Source organism: Pseudomonas sp. GW823-FHT06B06 (assembly GCF_058795195.1).
The window spans coordinates 137477-157034 of the sequence record NZ_JBXAHO010000006.1; the positions used below are offsets into that span (position 1 = coordinate 137477).

General features: G+C 59.3%; 20 protein-coding genes, 1 tRNA gene and 1 pseudogene. 13 read left to right on the plus strand and 9 right to left on the minus strand.

Annotation, left to right across the window (positions count from 1 at the left end; genetic code table 11):
• The first annotated feature begins 230 nt into the window (after positions 1–230).
• The 12 genes and pseudogenes from aguB (at position 231) to AC1Q8Q_RS07615 (ending at position 10922) form a co-directional block, all read left to right on the plus strand.
• Entirely contained in the window at positions 231–1109 is an 879-nt protein-coding gene (aguB, locus tag AC1Q8Q_RS07560; protein ID WP_492598451.1) for an N-carbamoylputrescine amidase, read from the plus strand.
• Positions 1110–1114: 5 nt separating this feature from the next.
• The gene (gene aguA, locus AC1Q8Q_RS07565) at positions 1115–2221 is read left to right on the plus strand and encodes an agmatine deiminase (protein WP_020795764.1); all 1107 of its coding nucleotides are present in this window, start codon (positions 1115–1117) and stop codon (positions 2219–2221) included.
• Between the two features lie 245 nt (positions 2222–2466).
• The gene (locus AC1Q8Q_RS07570) at positions 2467–2679 is read left to right on the plus strand and encodes a hypothetical protein (protein ID WP_020795763.1); all 213 of its coding nucleotides are present in this window, start codon (positions 2467–2469) and stop codon (positions 2677–2679) included.
• Positions 2680–3032: 353 nt separating this feature from the next.
• On the plus strand, positions 3033–4319 hold the full coding sequence (locus tag AC1Q8Q_RS07575; RefSeq protein ID WP_492614943.1) for an OprD family porin: 1287 nt from the start codon (positions 3033–3035) through the stop codon (positions 4317–4319).
• 296 nt (positions 4320–4615) lie between these two features.
• Positions 4616–5629: a 2-keto-3-deoxygluconate permease gene (locus tag AC1Q8Q_RS07580; RefSeq protein WP_168757083.1), complete on the plus strand. Its 1014-nt coding sequence runs from the start codon at positions 4616–4618 to the stop codon at positions 5627–5629.
• Positions 5626–6906: a four-carbon acid sugar kinase family protein gene (locus tag AC1Q8Q_RS07585; RefSeq protein WP_492614944.1), complete on the plus strand. Its 1281-nt coding sequence runs from the start codon at positions 5626–5628 to the stop codon at positions 6904–6906. Before AC1Q8Q_RS07580 ends, AC1Q8Q_RS07585 begins: the two co-directional genes overlap by 4 nt.
• Before the next feature lie 5 nt (positions 6907–6911).
• Positions 6912–7913, plus strand: coding sequence for a 4-hydroxythreonine-4-phosphate dehydrogenase PdxA (gene pdxA, locus AC1Q8Q_RS07590; protein ID WP_168759124.1), 1002 nt, complete (start codon positions 6912–6914; stop codon positions 7911–7913).
• A 55-nt stretch (positions 7914–7968) separates the two neighbouring features.
• Positions 7969–8742, plus strand: coding sequence for a DeoR/GlpR family DNA-binding transcription regulator (locus AC1Q8Q_RS07595; protein ID WP_492614945.1), 774 nt, complete (start codon positions 7969–7971; stop codon positions 8740–8742).
• 131 nt (positions 8743–8873) lie between these two features.
• Positions 8874–9092 (plus strand): annotated as a pseudogene (locus AC1Q8Q_RS07600) (Fic family protein); the annotation flags it as partial.
• A gap of 214 nt (positions 9093–9306) precedes the next feature.
• Positions 9307–9525 (plus strand): tautomerase family protein, encoded by a 219-nt coding sequence (locus AC1Q8Q_RS07605; RefSeq protein ID WP_020795759.1) that lies wholly within the window; start codon positions 9307–9309, stop codon positions 9523–9525.
• Positions 9522–10166, plus strand: a complete 645-nt coding sequence (locus tag AC1Q8Q_RS07610) for a DsbA family oxidoreductase (protein WP_492614946.1) — start codon at positions 9522–9524, stop codon at positions 10164–10166. The genes AC1Q8Q_RS07605 and AC1Q8Q_RS07610 overlap by 4 nt, the downstream gene beginning before the upstream one ends.
• 45 nt (positions 10167–10211) lie before the next feature.
• The gene (locus AC1Q8Q_RS07615; protein ID WP_492614947.1) at positions 10212–10922 is read left to right on the plus strand and encodes an SDR family NAD(P)-dependent oxidoreductase; all 711 of its coding nucleotides are present in this window, start codon (positions 10212–10214) and stop codon (positions 10920–10922) included.
• Between the two features lie 65 nt (positions 10923–10987).
• On the opposite strand, the gene AC1Q8Q_RS07620 is transcribed toward AC1Q8Q_RS07615, so the two are convergent.
• The 6 genes from AC1Q8Q_RS07620 to AC1Q8Q_RS07645 form a co-directional block, all read right to left on the minus strand.
• Positions 10988–11063, minus strand: a tRNA-Thr gene (locus AC1Q8Q_RS07620).
• 394 nt (positions 11064–11457) lie between these two features.
• The gene (locus tag AC1Q8Q_RS07625; RefSeq protein WP_432668865.1) at positions 11458–12687 is read right to left on the minus strand and encodes a methyltransferase; all 1230 of its coding nucleotides are present in this window, start codon (positions 12685–12687) and stop codon (positions 11458–11460) included.
• Positions 12668–13357: an ABC transporter permease gene (locus tag AC1Q8Q_RS07630; protein ID WP_020795755.1), complete on the minus strand. Its 690-nt coding sequence runs from the start codon at positions 13355–13357 to the stop codon at positions 12668–12670. Before AC1Q8Q_RS07630 ends, AC1Q8Q_RS07625 begins: the two co-directional genes overlap by 20 nt.
• The gene (locus tag AC1Q8Q_RS07635) at positions 13354–14049 is read right to left on the minus strand and encodes an ABC transporter permease (protein ID WP_020795754.1); all 696 of its coding nucleotides are present in this window, start codon (positions 14047–14049) and stop codon (positions 13354–13356) included. Before AC1Q8Q_RS07635 ends, AC1Q8Q_RS07630 begins: the two co-directional genes overlap by 4 nt.
• 71 nt (positions 14050–14120) lie before the next feature.
• Positions 14121–14867 carry an ABC transporter substrate-binding protein gene (locus AC1Q8Q_RS07640; RefSeq protein WP_020795753.1) on the minus strand — a complete coding sequence of 249 codons (747 nt, stop codon included), beginning with the start codon at positions 14865–14867 and terminating at the stop codon, positions 14121–14123.
• Positions 14868–14880: 13 nt separating this feature from the next.
• Positions 14881–15654 (minus strand): ABC transporter ATP-binding protein, encoded by a 774-nt coding sequence (locus tag AC1Q8Q_RS07645; RefSeq protein ID WP_007972784.1) that lies wholly within the window; start codon positions 15652–15654, stop codon positions 14881–14883.
• 563 nt (positions 15655–16217) lie between these two features.
• On the opposite strand from AC1Q8Q_RS07645, the gene gabP reads away from it, so the two are divergent.
• Complete coding sequence (gene gabP / locus AC1Q8Q_RS07650; RefSeq protein WP_492614948.1) at positions 16218–17609, plus strand: GABA permease; 1392 nt, start codon at positions 16218–16220, stop codon at positions 17607–17609.
• 71 nt (positions 17610–17680) lie between these two features.
• Here the strand turns inward: gabP and AC1Q8Q_RS07655 are convergent, their stop codons facing one another.
• From AC1Q8Q_RS07655 to AC1Q8Q_RS07665, 3 genes are read right to left on the minus strand one after another with little or no spacing between them, the layout of a single operon-like run.
• Positions 17681–18133: a hypothetical protein gene (locus AC1Q8Q_RS07655; RefSeq protein ID WP_020795751.1), complete on the minus strand. Its 453-nt coding sequence runs from the start codon at positions 18131–18133 to the stop codon at positions 17681–17683.
• Between the two features lie 6 nt (positions 18134–18139).
• Positions 18140–18556, minus strand: a complete 417-nt coding sequence (locus AC1Q8Q_RS07660) for a hypothetical protein (RefSeq protein ID WP_033038928.1) — start codon at positions 18554–18556, stop codon at positions 18140–18142.
• Positions 18557–18594: 38 nt separating this feature from the next.
• Complete coding sequence (locus tag AC1Q8Q_RS07665; protein WP_083350005.1) at positions 18595–19557, minus strand: alpha/beta hydrolase family protein; 963 nt, start codon at positions 19555–19557, stop codon at positions 18595–18597.
• Position 19558: the final 1 nt, after the last annotated feature.

The window sequence follows — 19558 nt, forward strand, 5'->3', positions numbered from 1 at the left end:
CTTTTGACTTTTTGGCGCCAGTAACGGCTTTGAAGATCAAAAGATCGCAGCCTGCGGCAGCTCCTACATGGGGTATGTGAAAGTCGATTGTTATCGGGTTTAAGTGAGGTATTTAAGACGAAAGGCGACCTAAACGCTTCAAAAGCCGATTTTTATCGGATATAAAGTCGCCAATGCCAGGGTGTGGATGAACCATGCCCGACCGTCACGCACTTGCCCGGAGATGCTTCATGAGCCGTAACGTTACTGTCGCTGCCACGCAAATGGCCTGTTCCTGGGACCTCGAAGGCAACATTGAGGTCGCTGAAAGACTGGTCCGTGAAGCCGCCGCCAAAGGCGCGCAAATCATCCTGATCCAGGAATTGTTCGAAGCGCCGTACTTCTGCCAGAAGCCGAATCCGGATTACCTGCAACTGGCGACAACGGTGGAAGATAACGTCGCCATCAAGCACTTCCAGAAAGTCGCCAAGGAGCTGCAAGTCGTGTTGCCGATCAGCTTCTACGAACTGGCGGGCCGTGCGCGGTTCAACAGCATCGCGATCATCGATGCCGACGGCAGCAACCTCGGGATTTATCGTAAAAGCCACATTCCAGATGGCCCTGGCTATCACGAGAAGTACTACTTCAACCCGGGCGATACCGGCTTCAAGGTGTGGAACACCCGCTACGCGAAAATCGGCGTGGGCATCTGCTGGGACCAGTGGTTCCCCGAGGCTGCGCGCAGCATGGCGCTGCAAGGCGCGGAAATCCTGTTCTACCCGACTGCCATCGGCAGCGAACCCCACGACAAGACCATTTCGTCCCGTGATCACTGGCAACGCGTGCAACAGGGCCACGCCGGCGCTAACCTGATGCCGCTGATCGCCAGTAATCGCATCGGCAACGAAGAACAAGACGGCTACGACATTACCTTCTATGGTTCGTCGTTCATCGCCAACCAGTTCGGCGAGAAGGTGCAGGAACTGAACGAAACCGAAGAAGGCATCCTGGTTTACACCTTCGACCTCGACCAACTCGAACACATCCGTAGCGCGTGGGGCTCGTTCCGTGACCGTCGTCCGAACTTGTACGGCGCGCTGAAAACCCTCGACGGTACCCTGGAGTCCTGATCGACATGACCACTTTGAAAAGCACCCCTCGCGCAGACGGCTTCTACATGCCGGCCGAGTGGGCACCCCAGACCCAGACCTGGATGATCTGGCCTGAGCGCCCGGACAACTGGCGCCTGGGCGGCAAGCCTGCACAAGCCGCGCACGTCGCGGTGGCCAAGGCTATCGCCCGTTTTGAACCTGTCACCGTAGCGGTGTCCGCCGGCCAATACGAAAACGCCCGTGCACGCCTCGACGTTCCGAATATCCGCGTTGTCGAGATGTCCAGCGACGACGCCTGGGTTCGGGACACCGGCCCGACCTTCGTCATCAACAACAGCGGCGAAGTCCGGGGCGTGAACTGGGATTTCAACGCGTGGGGTGGTTTCGACGGCGGCCTGTATTCGCCGTGGAACCGCGACTCGCAAGTGGGCGGCAAGATCCTCGAAATCGAGCGCAGCCCACGTTATCGAACCGAGGGCTTCGTGCTCGAAGGCGGTTCGATCCATGTCGATGGCGAAGGCACACTGATCACCACTGAAGAATGCCTGCTCAACCGAAATCGCAATCCGCACCTGAACCGTGCAGAAATCGAAGCGGTACTGAAAGATAATCTGGCTGTGGATAAGATCATCTGGCTGCCGGACGGTCTGTTCAACGACGAAACCGATGGCCATGTGGATAACTTCTGCTGCTATGTGCGTCCGGGTGAAGTGCTGTTGGCCTGGACAGACGATCCACAGGACCCGAACTACCCACGCTGCCAGGCGGCCATGAAGGTGCTGCAAAATAGCACCGACGCCAAGGGCCGCCCGTTCACGGTGCACAAGATGCCGATTCCGGGGCCGCTGTATGCGACTGAGGAAGAATGTGACGGTGTCGATCCGGTCGACGGGACTCAGGAGCGTAACCCGAGCGTGCGTCTGGCCGGCTCTTACGTCAACTTCCTGATCGTCAACGGCGGCATCATTGCCCCGAGTTTCGATGACCCGCTGGATGGTCCGGCAAAAGAGATTTTGCAGACGTTATTCCCGCAGCACGAAGTGGTCATGGTTCCAGGTCGTGAACTGTTACTGGGAGGCGGTAACATTCACTGCCTTACCCAACAGCAGCCAGCGCCACACAAGGAATGAGTGCCCTCGTAACAGCTTGAGATAATTGCAAAAAAATCAGGCAAACGTTTTCGCGCACCGCCTGGTATAGAGCCCGCAGTCCTTCTGGTCGGCGGGCTTTTTTGTATCCGCTCGTCGACATTCCAGGCACCTTGGCATAGCTCTTGTATCGCTCATGGCGCAAAACAGGGAGGGGGAGAACTTAGTTGTTCTGTCATAAACCTTGGATAAGTTAGGCCGCTCGCAAACCAGGAGAGAGCGCTGAAATGAACGCCGATGTGAATGTGGTGAGCGACCGGGCGTTGCATCCCCTGGCGGTAAATGCTGAATCGCTCCAGACTCTGGCGAATTGGTTCAAGTCCAAAGGAACGCGTCAGACCACAAAAAGTGATCCGCGCCGGACGATGATCGAACGCTACCCCGCTGGTTTATTCAGCGAGGCAGAACTGGATGCGTTATGGGATGTGATGGAAGGATAAGAAGAAAAACAATGGATTGATAAAAGAAAAGCGCTGCCAGGATGGCAGCGCTTTTTTTGTGGACGCAGGTTGCTTCGCGCCTGACACGGTTTGAGTTTTTCTGCCAAGGAACCTCACTTCTTAGACGAATTACGCCTATTTACAGACGATTCATGAAATTGACATATAGTTAACCCCGCAGCTACGATCCGGCCCAACGCCTGTGGCAGACCGCCATGACCAAAAAATAATAAAAAGGCCCGCCGCGACTGATCGTGGGCGGGCCTTTTTCTTTGCGGAATGAAATAAGAGTGCGATAGCGCCGTTTCAGCCGATCAACACAGCGCGTTTCAACCCGTAATAAGGAAAACAACATGTTGAACAAGCGAATCAGCCTGATCGCTCTGGGGATTTTGAGCGCTACGCAGGCCATGGCTAACGACCAGGCCGAATCCAAGGGATTTGTTGAAGAAAGCAGCCTCAAAGTGCTGCTGCGCAACGCCTACATGAACCGTGACTACAAAGACGGTAACCCGGACAAGTCCGAGTGGGGTCAAGCGGCCATCGGTACGTTCTCGTCCGGCTTCACCCAAGGCACCATCGGTGTGGGTGTGGATGCCTTTGGTCTGTACGCGCTCAACCTGGAGCGCAATGAAGACCGTAGCGGCGCCCAAGGCATCGATTTTTTCAAAAAGGGTGCCAGCGGCGAACCGGCTGACGACCTGGCCAAAGCTGGCGCAGCGGTCAAATTCCGCCTGTCCAGCACAACGCTGACTTACGGCGACCAAATGCCGGTCCTGCCGGTACTGAGCTACGACAACGGTCGCCTGCTGCCGGAAAGCTACACCGGCACCCTGATCACCTCCAAGGAGATCAAGGGCCTGGAACTGAACGCCGGTCGCTTCACCGCCGAATCGCGCAAAAGCGCCGAAGGCCATGACAGCGGTGGCCTGAAGTCGATCAACGTGTTGGGTGGTAGCTACCAGTTCACCGAACAATTCAAGGCTGCGTTGTACGCGTCCGACGTCGAAGACGTGCTGAAGAAGCAATACGTGAACGCCAACTACGTGTTCCCGTTCGACAAGGATCAGTCCCTGACCCTGGACTTCAACGGCTATCGCACCAAGCTGGAAGATTCCTACGTTCGCGACAACAACCTCACCGGCGACGACAACAAGATCTGGAGCCTGGCAGCCACCTTTGCCACCGGCCCACACTCGTTCACCCTGGCGCACCAGCGCAGCACCGGCGACAGCAACCTGGGCTACGCCTACGGCGGCTACCAGAAGGATCAAGGTCGCGTCGGTGACGGTGGCAACACCATCTACCTGGCCAACTCCTACTGGTCGGACTTCAACGCCGAAGACGAACGCAGCTGGCAACTGGGCTACGGCCTGGACTTCAGCACCTTCGGTGTACCGGGCCTGAGCTACAACTTCGCCTACGTACGCGGTGACAACATCACCACCTCCACCAGCGAAGGCGGCACCGAGCGCGAAATCTTCAACCAGTTCAAGTACGTCGTGCAAAGCGGCCCGGCCAAAGACCTGAGCATCAAGCTGCGCAGCTCCATCCTGCGCGTGTCGCAGAAGTCGAGCGAATACAACGTCAGCGGTAACGAAGTGCGTGTGTTTGTGGATTACCCGATCAACGTTTTCTGATGATCGGTAGCAGTGGCGACGCCTGATTCAAGGCTGAGTAAAAAGAAGCCCCGACTGGTTCGGGGCTTCTTTGTGGGCGCTGGGAGGCTCTGGGCGGCACCTTGAGGACCAATCCAAGCCCTTGAGTTGATCGAACTCTTTCGCAGAAATGAGCGAAACGATCATTTGAATGATTGAATTGCGCACATTCAAGCATTGGAATAAGCTTATTTTGACTGATTTGATCATGTCATGATCAGTTCAATCAGTTTCGAGGTGGTACACGTCTTACCCAACAATTATAAAAGGAGAGCCTCGTGGCCCAGATTCCTATCAAGCGCACCATTGAACGCATCCCCGGCGGCATGATGATCGTGCCTCTGCTGATCGGCTCACTCGTGGCGACATTCCTGCCGGACACGCCCAAATTTTTCGGATCCTTTACCAACGCACTGTTCACCGGTGCACTGCCCATCCTCGCGGTGTTTTATGTGTGCATGGGCGCGAGCATCAACATCAAGGCTACGCCTTACCTGCTCAAGAAGGGCGGCACGCTGCTCGTCACCAAGGTCGGTATCGCCGTGCTCATCGGCATCGTGCTTGGACACTTCCTGGGTGAGCAGCCGATTTCTTCAGGGTTGTTCGCGGGCATTTCCACGCTGGCGGTGGTAGCGGCCATGAACGACACCAACGGCGGCTTGTACATGGCGTTGATGGGGCAGTACGGTCGCTCCGAAGACGTCGGCGCGTACTCGGTGATGTCGTTGGAGTCCGGGCCGTTTCTGACCATGGTCACCCTCGGCATTGCCGGTCTGTCGGCGTTTCCCTGGCCGACGCTGGTGGGCAGTATCCTGCCGCTGGCCTTGGGCATGCTGCTGGGCAACCTCGACCGTGACATGCGCGACTTCCTGGCGAAGGCCGTGCCGGTGATGATTCCGTTTTTCGCCCTGGCGCTCGGTGCCAGCCTGGATCTGCATAACGTTTGGCAGGCCGGCTTGCTGGGTCTTGGCATGGGTGTCGCGGTGGTCGTGCTGACCGGTATTCCGCTGTTCTTCGCGGACCGGTTGACCGGCGGCACCGGTGTCGCCGGCGTCGCCGCTGCCACAACGGCGGGCAACGCCGCCGCGGTACCTGCGTTGATCGCAGCGGCGAACCCGGTGTACGCCGAGGCGGCCAAGAGCGCGACGATCCTGGTGGCGGCCTGTGTGGTGGTCACTGCGATCCTCGCCCCGTTGCTTACCGCGGCAGTCGCCAAACGCGTGCAACAGCGCAACCCCGTCGTCGTCCCGGAACCGGTGATCGAGCCGCCAAAGCAGGAGATTTTGCGATGAGGATTCTGATCATCGCAGACGATCTGTCGGGGGCGGCCGATTGCGCCATCGGTTTTGCCAGCGCGGGACTGCAAACAGTCGTCACGCTTGACCCTTTGCATGACAAAGCCGACGCCCAGGTGATTGCCGCCGATACTGACACGCGACGCCTGACCCCGGCGCAGGCCGCTGAACGCACCTTGGCCGCGTACAAGGCGCTGCATCAGCCAGGCCAGCGCTTGTACAAGAAAATCGACTCAACCTTGCGCGGCAACTGGGCCGCGGAAGTCGCCGCCCTGCAACCCCTGGCGGGCCTGGCCATCGTCGCTCCGGCGTTTCCCGCCACCGGGCGGACGTTGCGTGGCGGTCGGGTGTGGGTCAACGGCCAGCCGCTGGAAACCACCGACACCTGGAAACTCGAAAACGGCGATCGTCCGGCGGACATCGAAGCGATGCTGGTCGACGCAGGCCTTAGCACCGCCAAGCTGGGTCTCGACACCTTGCGCGGCGACAAGCACTTGCTCGAACGCCACATCGCCGAAGTGGCCGGCAGTGGCACGCAGGCGCTAATTGTCGATGCGCAAACCGAAGACGACCTTCTGACGCTCGCTCGCCTGACGGCGTCGATGGAGCAGCCACTGTTCTGGATCGGCTCGGGTGGCCTGGCGCGGGAAATCGCCAGCCTTGCGGGTGTTTCTGAGGCAGGCTTCACGGCAAGCGAACCCGCGGCGCTGGAAAGAAGCCAGGCGTCCATTCTGATCCTGGTCGGCAGCCTGTCAGGTGTCTGCGAGCGCCAATGTGCCTTGCTCAAGGAGCGCGGTGGGGTCAGCGAACTGGTGGTCCCGCCTGAGGTTCTTCGTCAAGGCACGACGCACGCCGATTGGGCGCTGTGGCAATCGCAAATCGGCGACCAGTTGGACGGTTGGAGCGACCTGTTGCTGCGCATCGGCCGCGATGAAGCGTTCGATCCCCAAGAGGGCGCTCAACTCTCAACCCGTCTGGCGCTGCTGGTAGAACCGCACTTCGCCAAGGTCGGCGGCCTGATCGCCACGGGTGGCGAGACGGCGCGGGCCATTTTGACCACCGTCGGTATCGACAGCCTGCAATTGCTCACCGAAATCGAAGCCGGCGTGGCTTTTGCGCGCCCCACGGTTTCCCGGCAAGGGCATCGTCCCGGCATTGTTACCAAGGCCGGTGCGTTCGGCACCGATCACGCCTTGTATGCGGCATGGCAGCACCTGAGCGAAAGCGCCGATCGCTCCTCGCCCCAACGCACACGAATCCAAGGACTCCAATGAACACTATGAGCAACTACCTTCCCATCATCGGCATCACCATGGGCGATGCCTCGGGTGTCGGTCCGGAAATCATCGTCAAGAGCTTGACCCACGACATCGTCTACCAACAATGCCGGCCACTGGTGATCGGCGATGCCCGACGTCTGGAGCAGGCCAATGTGATCGTCGGTGGCAGCGCCAAAGTGCGCCGTATCGAAGACGCCTCCCAGGCGCGCTACGAGGCGGGAATCATCGATTGCATCGACCTCGACCTGATCCCCGATGACCTGCCGTTTGGTGAGTTGTCACCCATCGCCGGCGATGCCGCCTATCAGTACATCGCCCGTGCCGTGCAACTGGCCGAGGCCAGGCAGATAGACGCCATCTGCACCGCGCCGCTGAACAAGGAGGCGCTGCATGCCGGCGGCCACAAGTATCCCGGCCACACTGAAATGCTTGCGCACCTGACCAACGTCGACGAGGTGTCGATGATGCTGGTGGCGCCGCAACTGCGGGTGATCCACGTCACGACACACATCGGCATCATCGACGCGATCCGCAAGATCGAGCCGGGGCTGGTCCAGCGCACCATCGAGCGCGGCAATGCGACGCTGATCAAGGCCGGTATCCCTCGCCCACGCATCGGCGTATGCGGTATCAATCCGCATGCCGGTGAAAATGGCCTGTTCGGCTACGGTGAAGAGGAAGAAAAAATCATCCCGGCGGTGAAGCTGCTGCAGGAGCGCGGCCTTGATGTCACCGGCCCGCTGCCGGCCGACACCCTGTTTTTCCGCGCCGGTCGCGGTGACTTCGATCTGGTGGTGGCGATGTATCACGACCAGGGCCACGGTCCGGTAAAGGTGTTGGGGCTTGAGGCGGGTGTGAACGTCACCGTTGGCCTGGAAGTGATCCGCACCTCGGTCGATCACGGCACCGCCTTCGACATCGCCGGCAAGGGCATTGCCGACGAGCGCAGCCTGCTCGAAGCGCTGCGCCAGGGCGCGGAGCTGGCAACACGACGGGGATGAGGCGCATGGGCGCTGTCGTGTAAGATCGACCACCGTCCAACCCACGAGACCCGCCATGAAAGTGTCCGAACGCCACCGCGCCATCCTTGAGCTCGTACGCATCGGCGATGCCAACGTCGAGCAATTGAGCGCGGCCCTCGGCGTTTCGGAAGCGACCGTGCGGCGTGACCTGACCATGCTCGCCAAGCAGCGGCACCTGGTGCGCACCTATGGCGGCGCTACGGCCGTGGTGGGCGTGCATGAGCCGGAAGCCTCACTGGAAGAACGCAAGACCAGCCAGTGGGAACAGAAAGAGGCCATCGCCCTGGCAGCCGCAGCTCACGTCCAGGACGGCGACACCGTCCTGCTCGACGGCGGCACCACCTGCGCTGCGCTGGCTCACCACCTGTGCGCGCGCCAGGACATCCACGTGGTGACCAATAACCTGCTCGCCGTGATGACCCTGGCCAGCGCCCCGGGCGTACGCCTGACGTTGATCGGCGGAGATCTGCGCGGTTCAAGCATGAGCACGCTGGGGCCATTGGCCGAGCTGACCTTGAGCCGCTTGAGCGTGGACAAGGCTTTCCTCGGTGCCGATGGCGTCGTAGCGGAGTTCGGTTTATGTGAGGCGAGTGCGCAGCAGGCGTATCTCAAGGAATGCATCATCAAGCGGGCTGCGCAGATTGTGGTGTTGGCCGATACCGACAAACTGGGACGCGCTCGCCAGCAGCACTGGACGCCCATCGAACGGGAATGGCGGTTGATTACCAGTGCCAGCGCGGATGAAGCTGCGCTTGCGCCGTTCCACGCGCTCAAGCAAATCACTGTGGAAACCGTAGCGGTCGGTTGACCACTGACCAGATTCCCTTGCCGCAGCACTCATGTCGCCAGAACTCGATTTCGGGAACACGTTTTGTGAACGTGTCGCCCGCGACGACATGTTCCCGGGACGTGTCGCAAAAAGTGAAAAATTACGACACGTTGGTGGACGTCATCTTCGAACAGCCCTACTGCCGCATCAGCAACGTGGTCGACAAGAAAGTTGCTCAACGACAGGCTGCTTCACGTCACCTGAAAGATCTGGTGACCATTGGTGTGTTAGAGGAGATTCAAGTGGGGAAGGAGAAGCGGTTTATCCATCCGAAGCTGATGCAGTTGCTAAGCCGCGACAGTAATGAATTTAAACGTTACGCCGACTAACGCGCGAAAATGAAAAGCCCCGAATGATTCGGGGCTTTTTCTTCAGAACGAACGGAGAATATTCCCGGCGGAGCCATCGTTGACGGAGAGACCTATTACGCCACGTAACTAATGATGTTCCCGCCACCATCTTTATCCCCTCCAGCGAACTCCCTACATTGAGCTCCAACGCCTCTCCCATCATCCCGACGGGAAGGTCACTGGAGTTTCCCTCATGCCTTTCGTAAGCGTACGCATCACCCGCGATGGCGTTACCACTGAGCAGAAAGCTCAGGTGATCGCCGAGATCACTGAAACACTGGAACGCGTCCTCAACAAACGCCCTGACCTGACCCACATCGTGATCGAGGAAGTCGACACCGATAACTGGGGCTACGCCGGGATCACCACCACCCAGTACCGCAAGCAACTGGCGGACGAGGGGCAGTCATGACGCCTTCAGTCACCATCGATTTCGTCTCCGATGTGGTGTGCCCATGGTGCGCACTGGGGGCGACGGCGCTGGAGCAGGCGATCGAGAACGTGGCGGGTGAGGTTGCGGTCGAGCTGACCTACAAGCCTTTCGAGCTGAACCCGAACATGCCGCCCGAAGGCGAGAAAGCGGTCGAGCATTTGATGCGCAAATACGGACGTACCGCCCAGGACGTCGCCAATGGCAAAGCAATGCAGATCGAACGCGGCAATGCCATCGGCTTCAAGTTCGACCTGGAGAAGCGCACCCACTTCTACAACACCTTCGACGCCCACCGGTTGTTGCTCTGGGCACTGGAAGAAGGACGCCAGGTGGCACTGAAGAAGATCCTGCTTCGCGCTTACTTCAGCGAAGGCCAGAACCCGAGCGATCAGCAGACGCTGGTACGGCTGGCGGGTCAAGCCGGATTGGACGAGGACCGTGCACGCGAGGTGTTGGCGTCGGGCGCCTTTGCCAACGAGGTGCGTGAGCTTGAAGCGTTCTATCACCAGCACGGCATCAATTCGGTCCCGGCCCTGGTACTCAACGGCCGTCACCTGGTGTCCGGTTCGCAGTCGGTCGAGTACTACGAACAGATGTTGAGACAAATGGCGAAAGCCTGATTACCAAGTTGTTTTCAAACCATCATTTATGAGTAGAGGTTCATCATGAGCAATTCGAAAAAAGTCGTTGTCATCACTGGCGCATCCCAAGGTCTGGGCGACGGCATGGTCAAGGCCTTCCGCGAGCTCGGCTACCAGATCGTCGCGACCTCGCGCTCGATCAAGCCATCCACCGATCCAGACATCCTCACCGTGGCCGGCGACATTGGCGAACCAGAGACTGCACAGCGCGTAATCCGTGAAGCGATCGCACGCTTCGGTCGTGTCGACACCCTGATCAACAACGCCGGGATCTTCATCGCCAAGCCGTTCACCCAGTACACCGCTGAAGACTACGCCAACGTGTTGTCGGTGAACGTCAACGGCTTCTTCTATATCACCCAACTGGCTATTGCCGAGATGGAAAAACAAGGCAGCGGCCACGTGGTCAACATCACCACCAGCCTGGTGGACCACGCCATCGACGGCGTGCCATCGGTACTGGCCTCGCTGACCAAAGGTGGCCTGAACGCGGCAACCAAATCCCTGGCCATCGAATACGCCAAGCGCGGCATTCGGGTGAATGCAGTATCGCCCGGCATCATCAAGACCCCGATGCACGGCGAAGAAACCCACGCCGCACTGGGCGCTCTGCACCCGGTCGGGCATATGGGCGAGATCGATGATATTGCCCAGGCAGTGGTGTATCTGGACAACGCCAAGTTCGTCACTGGCGAAATCCTCCACGTGGATGGCGGGCAGAGCGCGGGTCACTAAGGTCTGGGTTTTTAAACGGCAGAAACAACAAAGCCCTCGTATTGCTACGAGGGCTTTGTTTTGTATGGTGCCGGCACCAGGAATCGAACCCGGGACCTACTGATTACAAGTCAGTTGCTCTACCATCTGAGCTATACCGGCATGTCAGGGCGACGATTATAGCGATTGGGAAGGTTCTGTAAACCCCTGAATTCAGACTATTTTTGCGCGGGCTTCTGTTGAGGTCTTTCGACCCACTCTGGTTGTCATCGCGCGGTGCAAAACGAGGTCTCGGCGCTGCATTTTCTTGCGTGCTGCGGTTCCGATCCGTCGTTGATTATGTCTTTTGATCGAATGCTTATGCACAACGGGATTTTCGATTCACCCGGTTTACAGTGTTTTTGTGGATCCGTTCTCATTAGTTCGCAAATGCCTGTTTTTTGGGTTTTTTATTCAGTGTACGAAATTTGATCAGCGTTGTTTCAGGGCTGAAGCAGCTGTAAAGATTGGATCCATTAATATTTCATCAACAGAGTTATCCACAGGCTGTGAGGCGTTAAGGGTGTTCCGCCAGCAGCAGGATGTTACGCGGTGTGATCGAGGATTCGCAGAAGGTGCCGAGGCGAACGGTGTAACCCTGTTCTTGCAGGAAAAGGGCCCTATCGAGCACCAGCCAAAGTTCCAATGGGCGTCGGAAAAGTCCGCGCAGGAGCTCTAGATTGCGTACTTGGGCAAGGCGCTGCCATCCGGCGGTCTCGAGCTCGGGCCAATTTTGGGCGCCGACTGTGGATAACTCTTTGAGTTCGGCCAAATGCTGGCAGTATTCGGCAAAGGATTTTTCCAGCCAGGCGCTGGGCAGGGATGGGGTTGGCAGGTACTCGTCGACGCCGCGCAGTTGCCTTTGCAACAAGTCAAAGCCCAGGCGTCGGGCCATCGAGGTGTCGCGTTGGCGTCGTACGCGGGCGCCGGCGGTGACGGTTTCACTCATTGGCAGCCCCAGGTCGTCGAGGGACAGCTGCAGGTCAGAGTATTGCGCGGCCGAGGACATCGGCGAATACCGTGTCAAGTGGGTCCTGTTGTAGCAGCAAGGGGCGATGGCCAGTTGCTTGCAGCCGGCTGCGCTGGCGAGCCGGATCAGTCTCACGTGCAAATCGCCGCAGGCATGCAGTGCGACGGGTGTATGTCGAGCTTCCAATAGCGCTGCCGCATTGGCCGCCAGTACGTCCTGTTCGACATGCAGCGCGTGCAGTCGATGGTGCTGGCTGAGTGCCTGGCCGCTGGCAACCAGCGCTGGATCGTATTCCAGGCAGGTGAGTTGCTGTCCGGGTTGTAGCAGGCGGCGGCCCAGGTGTCCCTTGCCCGAGCACCAGTCCAGCCAATGCCTGGCGGGATCAGCAAACTGCAGTCGACCGGCAAAGGCTTCAATTTGCTGCCACTTGCGCCCTGGTACATCCACATTCAATCGATGAGCCGGCGCTTCGAGCGTATGAGCAGGCAATTCATCCAGCGCACTCAGTGCCAGTGACATGTCCGCCAATGCAGCAAAAGGCTGCGGCGCATCCACAAGGGCAGGGTGGTTGTGAGCGCTTTCCGCCTCTTCCAGCGATCGCCCGCGAAGCCAGGTGGCGAGTTCAGGGTAGGTGGTTTCCCAGGGCAGTTGCAGATGTGTGAAGGGGCGAGGTTTCCACAGGGCCTGGTGCGCTGTCAGAAAAGTGTCCAGCGCGGTGAAACGGGCGAGCAGTTCCTCGCCCGTCAGCACCTGAGGATCAACGCCCTTGGCAGGCATCGACGCGCAACCAGCGCTCCAGCAGCTTGAAGCCGCGTACCAGCATGTAGGCCATCAGCAGATAGAACATGCCAGCGGCGAAGAAGATCTCCACCGGCAGGTAGGTCCGGGCGATGATGGTACGGGCCATGCCGGTCAGTTCCAGCAACGTCACGGTGCTGGCCAGGGCGCTGGCCTTGAGCATCAGGATCACTTCGTTGCTGTAGGCCGGTAGGCCGATGCGCGCCGCGCGGGGCAGCATGATGTAGATCAGCGCCTTGGCTTTGGACATGCCCAGCGCCCGAGCCGCTTCGATCTCACCCGGCGGTATCGCCTGGATCGCGCCGCGCAGGATTTCAGCGATGTAGGCGGCAGTGTGCAGGGTCATGGTGGCTGTCGCACACCAGAACGGATCGCGCAGGTAGGGCCACATCGAGCTATTACGGATCGCGTCGAACTGCGCCAGCCCGTAATAGACGAGGAACAGTTGGACCAGCAATGGCGTACCGCGGAAAAAGAAGATGTAGGCGTAGGGAAACGCTCGCACCCACCACAGGCGCGACGAACGCGCGATGCCCAGCGGGATCGCCAGCAGGAGGCCGGCGATGACGGCAATGGCGACCAGTTCCAGGGTCAGGGTTGCGCCCTGGGCCAGTTTCGGCAGCCACTTGATGATGACTTCCCAGTTCATTGGGCGCTCCTCGCGAAGCCGCGAGCGGCGCGTTTTTCCAGGAAGTGCATGCCGGTCATGGCCAGAATCGTCAGACTCAGATACATGAACGCCGCGACCATATAAAAGGTGAACGGTTGCTTGGAGACGGTCACGCCGATTTGCGCGTGACGCATGATTTCTTCCAGGCCGATCACCGACACCAGCGCGGTGTCCTTCATCAGGATCATGAACAGGTTGCCCAGGCCCGGCAGGGCGATGCGCCACATCTGCGGCATGATCAACTTGGTGAAGATGCGAAATTTCGACAGGCCCAGGGCCACGCCGGCTTCACGATGGCCTTTGGGTATGGCGAGGATCGCGCCGCGAAACACTTCCGTGGCGTAGGCGCCAAAGCACAGGCCCAGGGCAATCACGCCCGCAGCGAAGGCATTGAGCTCAAGGTCGGGGTTACCGAAAAACTCGCCCAGGGCGCGCATCAGGTTAACGGTGCCGAAGTAGATCAACAGCACCCAGAGCAGCTCCGGGATGCCGCGAACCAGTGTCGAGTATGTGCCGCCAAGCCATTGCAACGGCTTGTACGGGGAAGTCTTGGCCAAGGCGCCGAGCAGACCGAGCACCAGCCCCAGGCACAGGGCCGAGAGTGCCAGTTTCACAGTCATCAGCGCGCCAGCGGCGAGCGCCGGGCCGAATCCGTAGAGGTCGATAATCATGGATTTCTTTTCAAATCGCGGCAGGCAATACCGTGACCGGCGCCATCAGGCGCCGGTCAGGCAGGTCAGGATCAATAGATGCTGAACGGGAAGTACTTGTCGTTGATCTTCTTGTAGGTGCCGTCGGCAACGATTTCCTTGAGCGCAGTGTTCAGCTTCTCGCGGATAGGGTCGTTCTTGCGAACGGCGATACCGATCTTGTCGCTTTCTTCCACTGGGTCGCCTTTGAACTCGTAGGATTTGCCTGCGTCGCTCTTGAGCCACTCATAGTTGACGTACTTGTCGGCCAGGATGCCGTCAAGGCGACCGGAAGTCAGGTCCAGGTAAGCGTTTTCCTGGGTGTCGTAGAGTTTGACTTCAACGCCTTCCATGTTGTCTTCCAGCCAGGTACCCGCAAGGGTCGCGCGCTGCGCGCCGATCACTTTACCCTGCAGGGAAGCCTTGTCGGTCTTGAAATCGACGTCTTTCTTGGCGATGAACTGCAGCTTGTTGGAGTAGTACGGGTCGGTGAAGTCCACCGCTTGCTTGCGCTCGTCGGTGATCGACATCGAGGAGATCAGGAAGTCGAACTTCTTGGCGTTCAGGGCCGGGATGATGCCGTCCCAGTCGGAGGTCACGACGGTGCACTCGACTTTCATCTTGGCGCACAGGGCGTCGCCGATTTCCTTGTCGAAGCCGACGACATTGCCACTGGCATCTTTATTGTTGAACGGCGGGTAGGCCGCTTCGATGCCCATCTTCAGGGTTTCGGCCATGGCACCGGCGCTGAACGCCAGGGTAACGGCGGCGGCCAGGAAGACCTTCTTGTAATTGCGCATGCGGTTAGCTCCGTTAGCGGTTGCTGGACATGAATTGTTTGCAGCGCGCCGAAAGCGGGTTTTCAAACACCTGCTGTGGCGATCCTTGCTCTTCTACCAGGCCCTGGTGGAGGAACACCACTTCGCTGGAGACCTGACGGGCAAAGCCCATCTCATGGGTGACCAGCAGCATGGTGCGGCCTTCTTCGGCCAGTGCGCGGATGACATTAAGTACTTCCTGGACCATTTCCGGGTCAAGCGCGGAAGTGGGCTCGTCGAACAGGATGACCTTGGGCTGCATGGCCAGGGTGCGGGCGATGGCCGCACGTTGTTGCTGGCCGCCGGACAATTGCGCCGGGTAGGCGTGGCGCTTGTCGGCGATGCCGACCTTGGCCAGCAGGGCTTCAGCGACTTCGATGGCTTCGGCCTTGCTCTGGCCAAGCACGCGGCGCGGGGCCTCGATGATGTTGTCGAGCACGCTCATGTGCGGCCACAGGTTAAAGTTTTGAAATACAAAACCTATTTCGCTGCGCAGTCGGTTGATCTGCTTGCCGTCGGCAGCGACCAGTTCGCCGTTCTTCGCGGCCTTGAGCTTGAGTTCCTCGCCGGCCACCAGGATCTGACCCTGGTGTGGGTTTTCCAGCAGGTTGATGCAACGCAGGAACGTGGACTTGCCGGAACCGGAGGAGCCGAGGATCGAGATCACGTCGCCGTCGCGGGCGGTCAGCGAGATACCCTTGAGTACCTCCAGCGAGCCGTAGCGTTTGTGCAAGTTGCGGATTTCAAGCGCGGGCGTGGCCTCAGCCATGTGCGTTCCTCATTGTGTATTCGCTCCTGCTGTTGGTGGCCTTCCTGGCGAGGCGGCCAAGCTAGCATAGCGTTTCAAGGGCAGCCAACAGCGCTACGGGCAGTAAACGGGTGGTATGTGGCAGGTTGTCGCATCGGTACAGCAGACTGTCGCCCCATCAACAACCGAACAGCCGTTTGAACCCTGCTTTCAGACAAAAGCGCGGTGGCTGTCGCGTAAAAAAGGGCGCGATGTTGCCAGCTTTGGCGGGGGGTTGGAAGCGCTAAAGGGCCAAAGGTGCCGGATCTGCCCTTTTATCGTGCATCGAGGAATTTCTACGTGTGTTTCCGGTGCGCTGGATTGCTCCTAAAGTGAGTCGCAGGGTAACGCTTTGGCAAAGTGCCATTAATATCAATGGCTTGCGATGACTGTCCGGTCAGGATGAAATTCCCGAGCTAGACGGCTTTGAAACATTTTGGCGCAATTATTGCGTGCAGATTCCGGAACGCCCCGTTTGTTTCTTTTTACAAGAAGGAACACAAGCGGGATGCATGCATTCGCTTTTCCTTACAAAGGTAGTTTCAATGAGCAGTATCCAAAGCTCTAACGGCCTCGAACAGGGGCTCAAACCGCGGCATGTCACCATGCTGTCGATCGCCGGGGTTATCGGCGCCGGCCTGTTCGTTGGCTCGGGCCACGCCATCGCTGCAGCAGGCCCGGCCGTGCTTCTGGCTTACGCCGCCGCCGGCATGCTGGTAGTGCTGGTGATGCGCATGCTCGGTGAAATGGCTGTTGCCTCGCCGGACACGGGCTCCTTCTCGACATACGCCGATCGTGCGATTGGTCACTGGGCCGGTTTCACCATCGGCTGGCTGTACTGGTGGTTCTGGGTCCTGGTGATCCCGTTGGAAGCCAACGCCGCCGCCACCATCCTGCACGCCTGGTTCCCAGGTGTGGATATCTGGGCCTTTGCCCTGGTCATCACGATGCTGTTGACCGTGACCAACCTGTTCAGCGTGAAGAACTACGGTGAGTTCGAGTTCTGGTTTGCCCTGATCAAAGTGTTGGCCATCATCGGCTTCATCGTTCTGGGCGTCATGGCCATTTTCGGCTTCCTGCCGGGCAGCCAGGTCAGCGGCGTTTCCCATCTGTTCGACACCCAGGGCTTCCTGCCAAACGGCATGGGCGCGGTGTTGGGCGCCATCCTGACCACCATGTTCTCCTTCATGGGCACCGAGATCGTGACCATTGCGGCCGCGGAATCGAAGAACCCTGGCAAGCAAATCTCCAAGGCCACCAACTCGGTGATCTGGCGGATCGGCTTGTTCTACCTCGTATCCATTTTCATCGTCGTGGCCCTGGTGCCTTGGAACGATCCGGTGCTGGCGAGCCTGGGCTCCTACCAGACCGTGCTTGAGCGCATGGGTATTCCTAACGCCAAGATGATCGTCGACATCGTCGTACTGGTCGCCGTGACCAGCTGCCTGAACTCGGCGCTGTACACCTCGTCGCGCATGCTGTTCTCCCTGGGCAAGCGCGGCGATGCGCCGGCCATGTCTACTCGCACCAACAAAAGCGGCACCCCTTACTGGGCGGTGATGCTGTCCACTGGTGCTGCGTTCCTGGCAACCTTCGCCAACTACGTGGCCCCGGCTGCGGTGTTCGAGTTCCTGTTGGCCAGCTCCGGCGCCATTGCGCTGCTGGTGTACCTGGTAATTGCGATCTCGCAACTGCGCATGCGCAAGCAGCGTATGGCTCGCAGCGAGAAAATCGTCTTCAGCATGTGGTTGTTCCCGGGCCTGACCTACGCGGTGATCATTTTCATCGTCGGTGCCCTGACCATCATGCTGTTCCAGGAAGCTCATCGTGTGGAAATCCTCGCGACTGGCCTGCTCAGCGTGCTGGTGGTGACTGCTGGTTTGCTGGTGGCTCGCCGTCGCAAGCTGGAAAAAGGTGGCGCGGTGGTGTTGAACTGATTCATACCGCGTAACGCAAAACGGCCGCTGTCAGTGATGACAAGCGGCCGTTTTTGTTTGAGGCGTAACCGTTACTCGGCTTTTTCTTCCGGCGTTTCCAGCGACTCGCGGTAGACATCCAGTGCTGCGCTGAAATCGGCGATGAACTGTGGCTCGCTCAGCCATGCCTGGGCAGCGTCGCGGTCCATGCCGTCGGCCCACATGCGGTAGTCGATCAGCATATCGGCGGCCAGGTGAGTGGCGGCCATGCCTTCGTCATCGGCGTTTTCCATGTCCAGCAGTTCTGGATGGTCGATGATGATGAAGGCGAGATTCGTCAGCAGCACGGCAAGCATTTCCTTGCGGCTGATGGCTTCGGCATCGCGCATTTTGCTGAACATTGCCAGGGTGTAGTCCGGGATCGGCTCGCCGATTTCGCCAAGGTCATCGTCCAGCGCGGCGGGTTTTCTGCCGTGGATATTGATTTGCTTGGCTTTGGCTTTTGCGCGTTTTGCGCGTTTCTGTTGCTTGTTCAGGGAGGCCATGGGAACTCAGTTCGGTTTCTGTTGGGTTTGTGCCGCGATGGCGTCGGATGCCGCCACGTAGTCAGCCTGGAAGGCTGGTGATTCGATCCACGCCAGGGCGCCCGCTTCGTCGGTTTCGGCCGACCATTGGCGATATTCAATCAGTGCGGCGAGGATAAAGTCCATCGCGCCTTCTTCGCCTTCCTGCTCGTACACCAGTTCCAGCAACGGGTCTTCGAGGAAGGCCGCGCACATGGCTTGCTGGCTGATCTTCTCGGCGTCGATCATTTTCTTGAACAATTCGGTCAGGTCCACCGATTCAAAATCGATGCGGTCGTCGTTCGGGTCGAGCTCGACCGGCGCGGCAGCCCGCTGGGTGCGGTTCTGCTTGGCCTTGGCCTTGGCGCGGGAGGCGCGTTTGTGCTGCTTGTTGGCGGAGGCCATGGGCGTCGTTCCGTATTTCGTTGAAAAGGGCTGGTGGCTCAGTTGCGTGGCACTGTTTGCCCGGGTGTACCGGGGGCCAGCTCGCCGTTTTGCAGCCAGGACAGTGCGATGGGCCATAGTGTGGCTTGGTATGCGCTGCGAAAAAAGGCGAAATGTCCAACTTCTTGTTCGCCGATGTCTTCGGGGGTTATGCGCAGGTGGGTGTTTGTGCTGCCAGTGAAGTAGCGGAGCAGGCGTTCGATGGCGGGGATTGTGCCGTAGGGATCGTCGCTGATGCTGATCGCCAGGGTTTTCGCGGTGACCGCAGCGAAGTTCCTGACATGGCTGTCCTGGCCGCTGGGGCGCTTTTCGTAACGAGCGGTGGGCGTGCTCCAGTCTTGGACTACACCGGCCGGGGTGTCTTCCAGCCAGCCGAGGCGTTTGCCGGGAAAATATCCGCACAGCCTCGTCACCACCGGCATTACCACGTGCCACTTGGCAAACATCCGCCAGCGGTGAGCGGGTGCATAGTCGCGCCAGTAAGCGAATTGCGCGCCGACCGTTACCAGGTGGCGAATGAGCTGGCCGGATGCACCCAAGCCCGCTGCGCAGCCTCCAAAGCTGTGACCGACCACGTCGATCGACTGGCCGGGAAAGTCACGCTGTACGCGCTTGAGCATCGCCTCGAAGTCTAGGGCGCCCCAGTCGGACCAGGTCGCTTTCAGTCCTTTCATAGACGCTGGCCGTGATTCGCCAATGCCGCGGTAGTCGTAGGTGATGACATCGAAGCCGTTGGCAAACAGGTAATCGGCGAAACGCGAGTAGTGTCGGCAGCGGACCGATGTGGCAGCGTTGATGATGACCACTGCCCGGGAAGTGTCCTGCCGCGCATGCCGCCAGATGAAGCCGCCAAGGATGAAACCGTCGGCGGCAGCTTGCTTGAACGGTTCGCCCGAAGTGCCAGGCGTCAGTGGCAGCTCGATTTGAGTCGGGGCGAGTGAGGGGGCGTCCTGCAAATTCATT

Coding starts and splice junctions, on each gene's coding strand:
- aguB (WP_492598451.1), top strand. CDS start 231: ATGAGCCGTAACGTTACTGTCGCTGCCACGCAAATGGCCTGTTCCTGG.
- aguA (WP_020795764.1), top strand. CDS start 1,115: ATGACCACTTTGAAAAGCACCCCTCGCGCAGACGGCTTCTACATGCCG.
- AC1Q8Q_RS07570 (WP_020795763.1), top strand. CDS start 2,467: ATGAACGCCGATGTGAATGTGGTGAGCGACCGGGCGTTGCATCCCCTG.
- AC1Q8Q_RS07575 (WP_492614943.1), top strand. CDS start 3,033: ATGTTGAACAAGCGAATCAGCCTGATCGCTCTGGGGATTTTGAGCGCT.
- AC1Q8Q_RS07585 (WP_492614944.1), top strand. CDS start 5,626: ATGAGGATTCTGATCATCGCAGACGATCTGTCGGGGGCGGCCGATTGC.
- pdxA (WP_168759124.1), top strand. CDS start 6,912: ATGAGCAACTACCTTCCCATCATCGGCATCACCATGGGCGATGCCTCG.
- AC1Q8Q_RS07595 (WP_492614945.1), top strand. CDS start 7,969: ATGAAAGTGTCCGAACGCCACCGCGCCATCCTTGAGCTCGTACGCATC.
- AC1Q8Q_RS07605 (WP_020795759.1), top strand. CDS start 9,307: ATGCCTTTCGTAAGCGTACGCATCACCCGCGATGGCGTTACCACTGAG.
- AC1Q8Q_RS07610 (WP_492614946.1), top strand. CDS start 9,522: ATGACGCCTTCAGTCACCATCGATTTCGTCTCCGATGTGGTGTGCCCA.
- AC1Q8Q_RS07615 (WP_492614947.1), top strand. CDS start 10,212: ATGAGCAATTCGAAAAAAGTCGTTGTCATCACTGGCGCATCCCAAGGT.
- AC1Q8Q_RS07625 (WP_432668865.1), bottom strand. CDS start 12,687: ATGCCTGCCAAGGGCGTTGATCCTCAGGTGCTGACGGGCGAGGAACTG.
- AC1Q8Q_RS07630 (WP_020795755.1), bottom strand. CDS start 13,357: ATGAACTGGGAAGTCATCATCAAGTGGCTGCCGAAACTGGCCCAGGGC.
- AC1Q8Q_RS07635 (WP_020795754.1), bottom strand. CDS start 14,049: ATGATTATCGACCTCTACGGATTCGGCCCGGCGCTCGCCGCTGGCGCG.
- AC1Q8Q_RS07640 (WP_020795753.1), bottom strand. CDS start 14,867: ATGCGCAATTACAAGAAGGTCTTCCTGGCCGCCGCCGTTACCCTGGCG.
- AC1Q8Q_RS07645 (WP_007972784.1), bottom strand. CDS start 15,654: ATGGCTGAGGCCACGCCCGCGCTTGAAATCCGCAACTTGCACAAACGC.
- gabP (WP_492614948.1), top strand. CDS start 16,218: ATGAGCAGTATCCAAAGCTCTAACGGCCTCGAACAGGGGCTCAAACCG.
- AC1Q8Q_RS07655 (WP_020795751.1), bottom strand. CDS start 18,133: ATGGCCTCCCTGAACAAGCAACAGAAACGCGCAAAACGCGCAAAAGCC.
- AC1Q8Q_RS07660 (WP_033038928.1), bottom strand. CDS start 18,556: ATGGCCTCCGCCAACAAGCAGCACAAACGCGCCTCCCGCGCCAAGGCC.
- AC1Q8Q_RS07665 (WP_083350005.1), bottom strand. CDS start 19,557: ATGAATTTGCAGGACGCCCCCTCACTCGCCCCGACTCAAATCGAGCTG.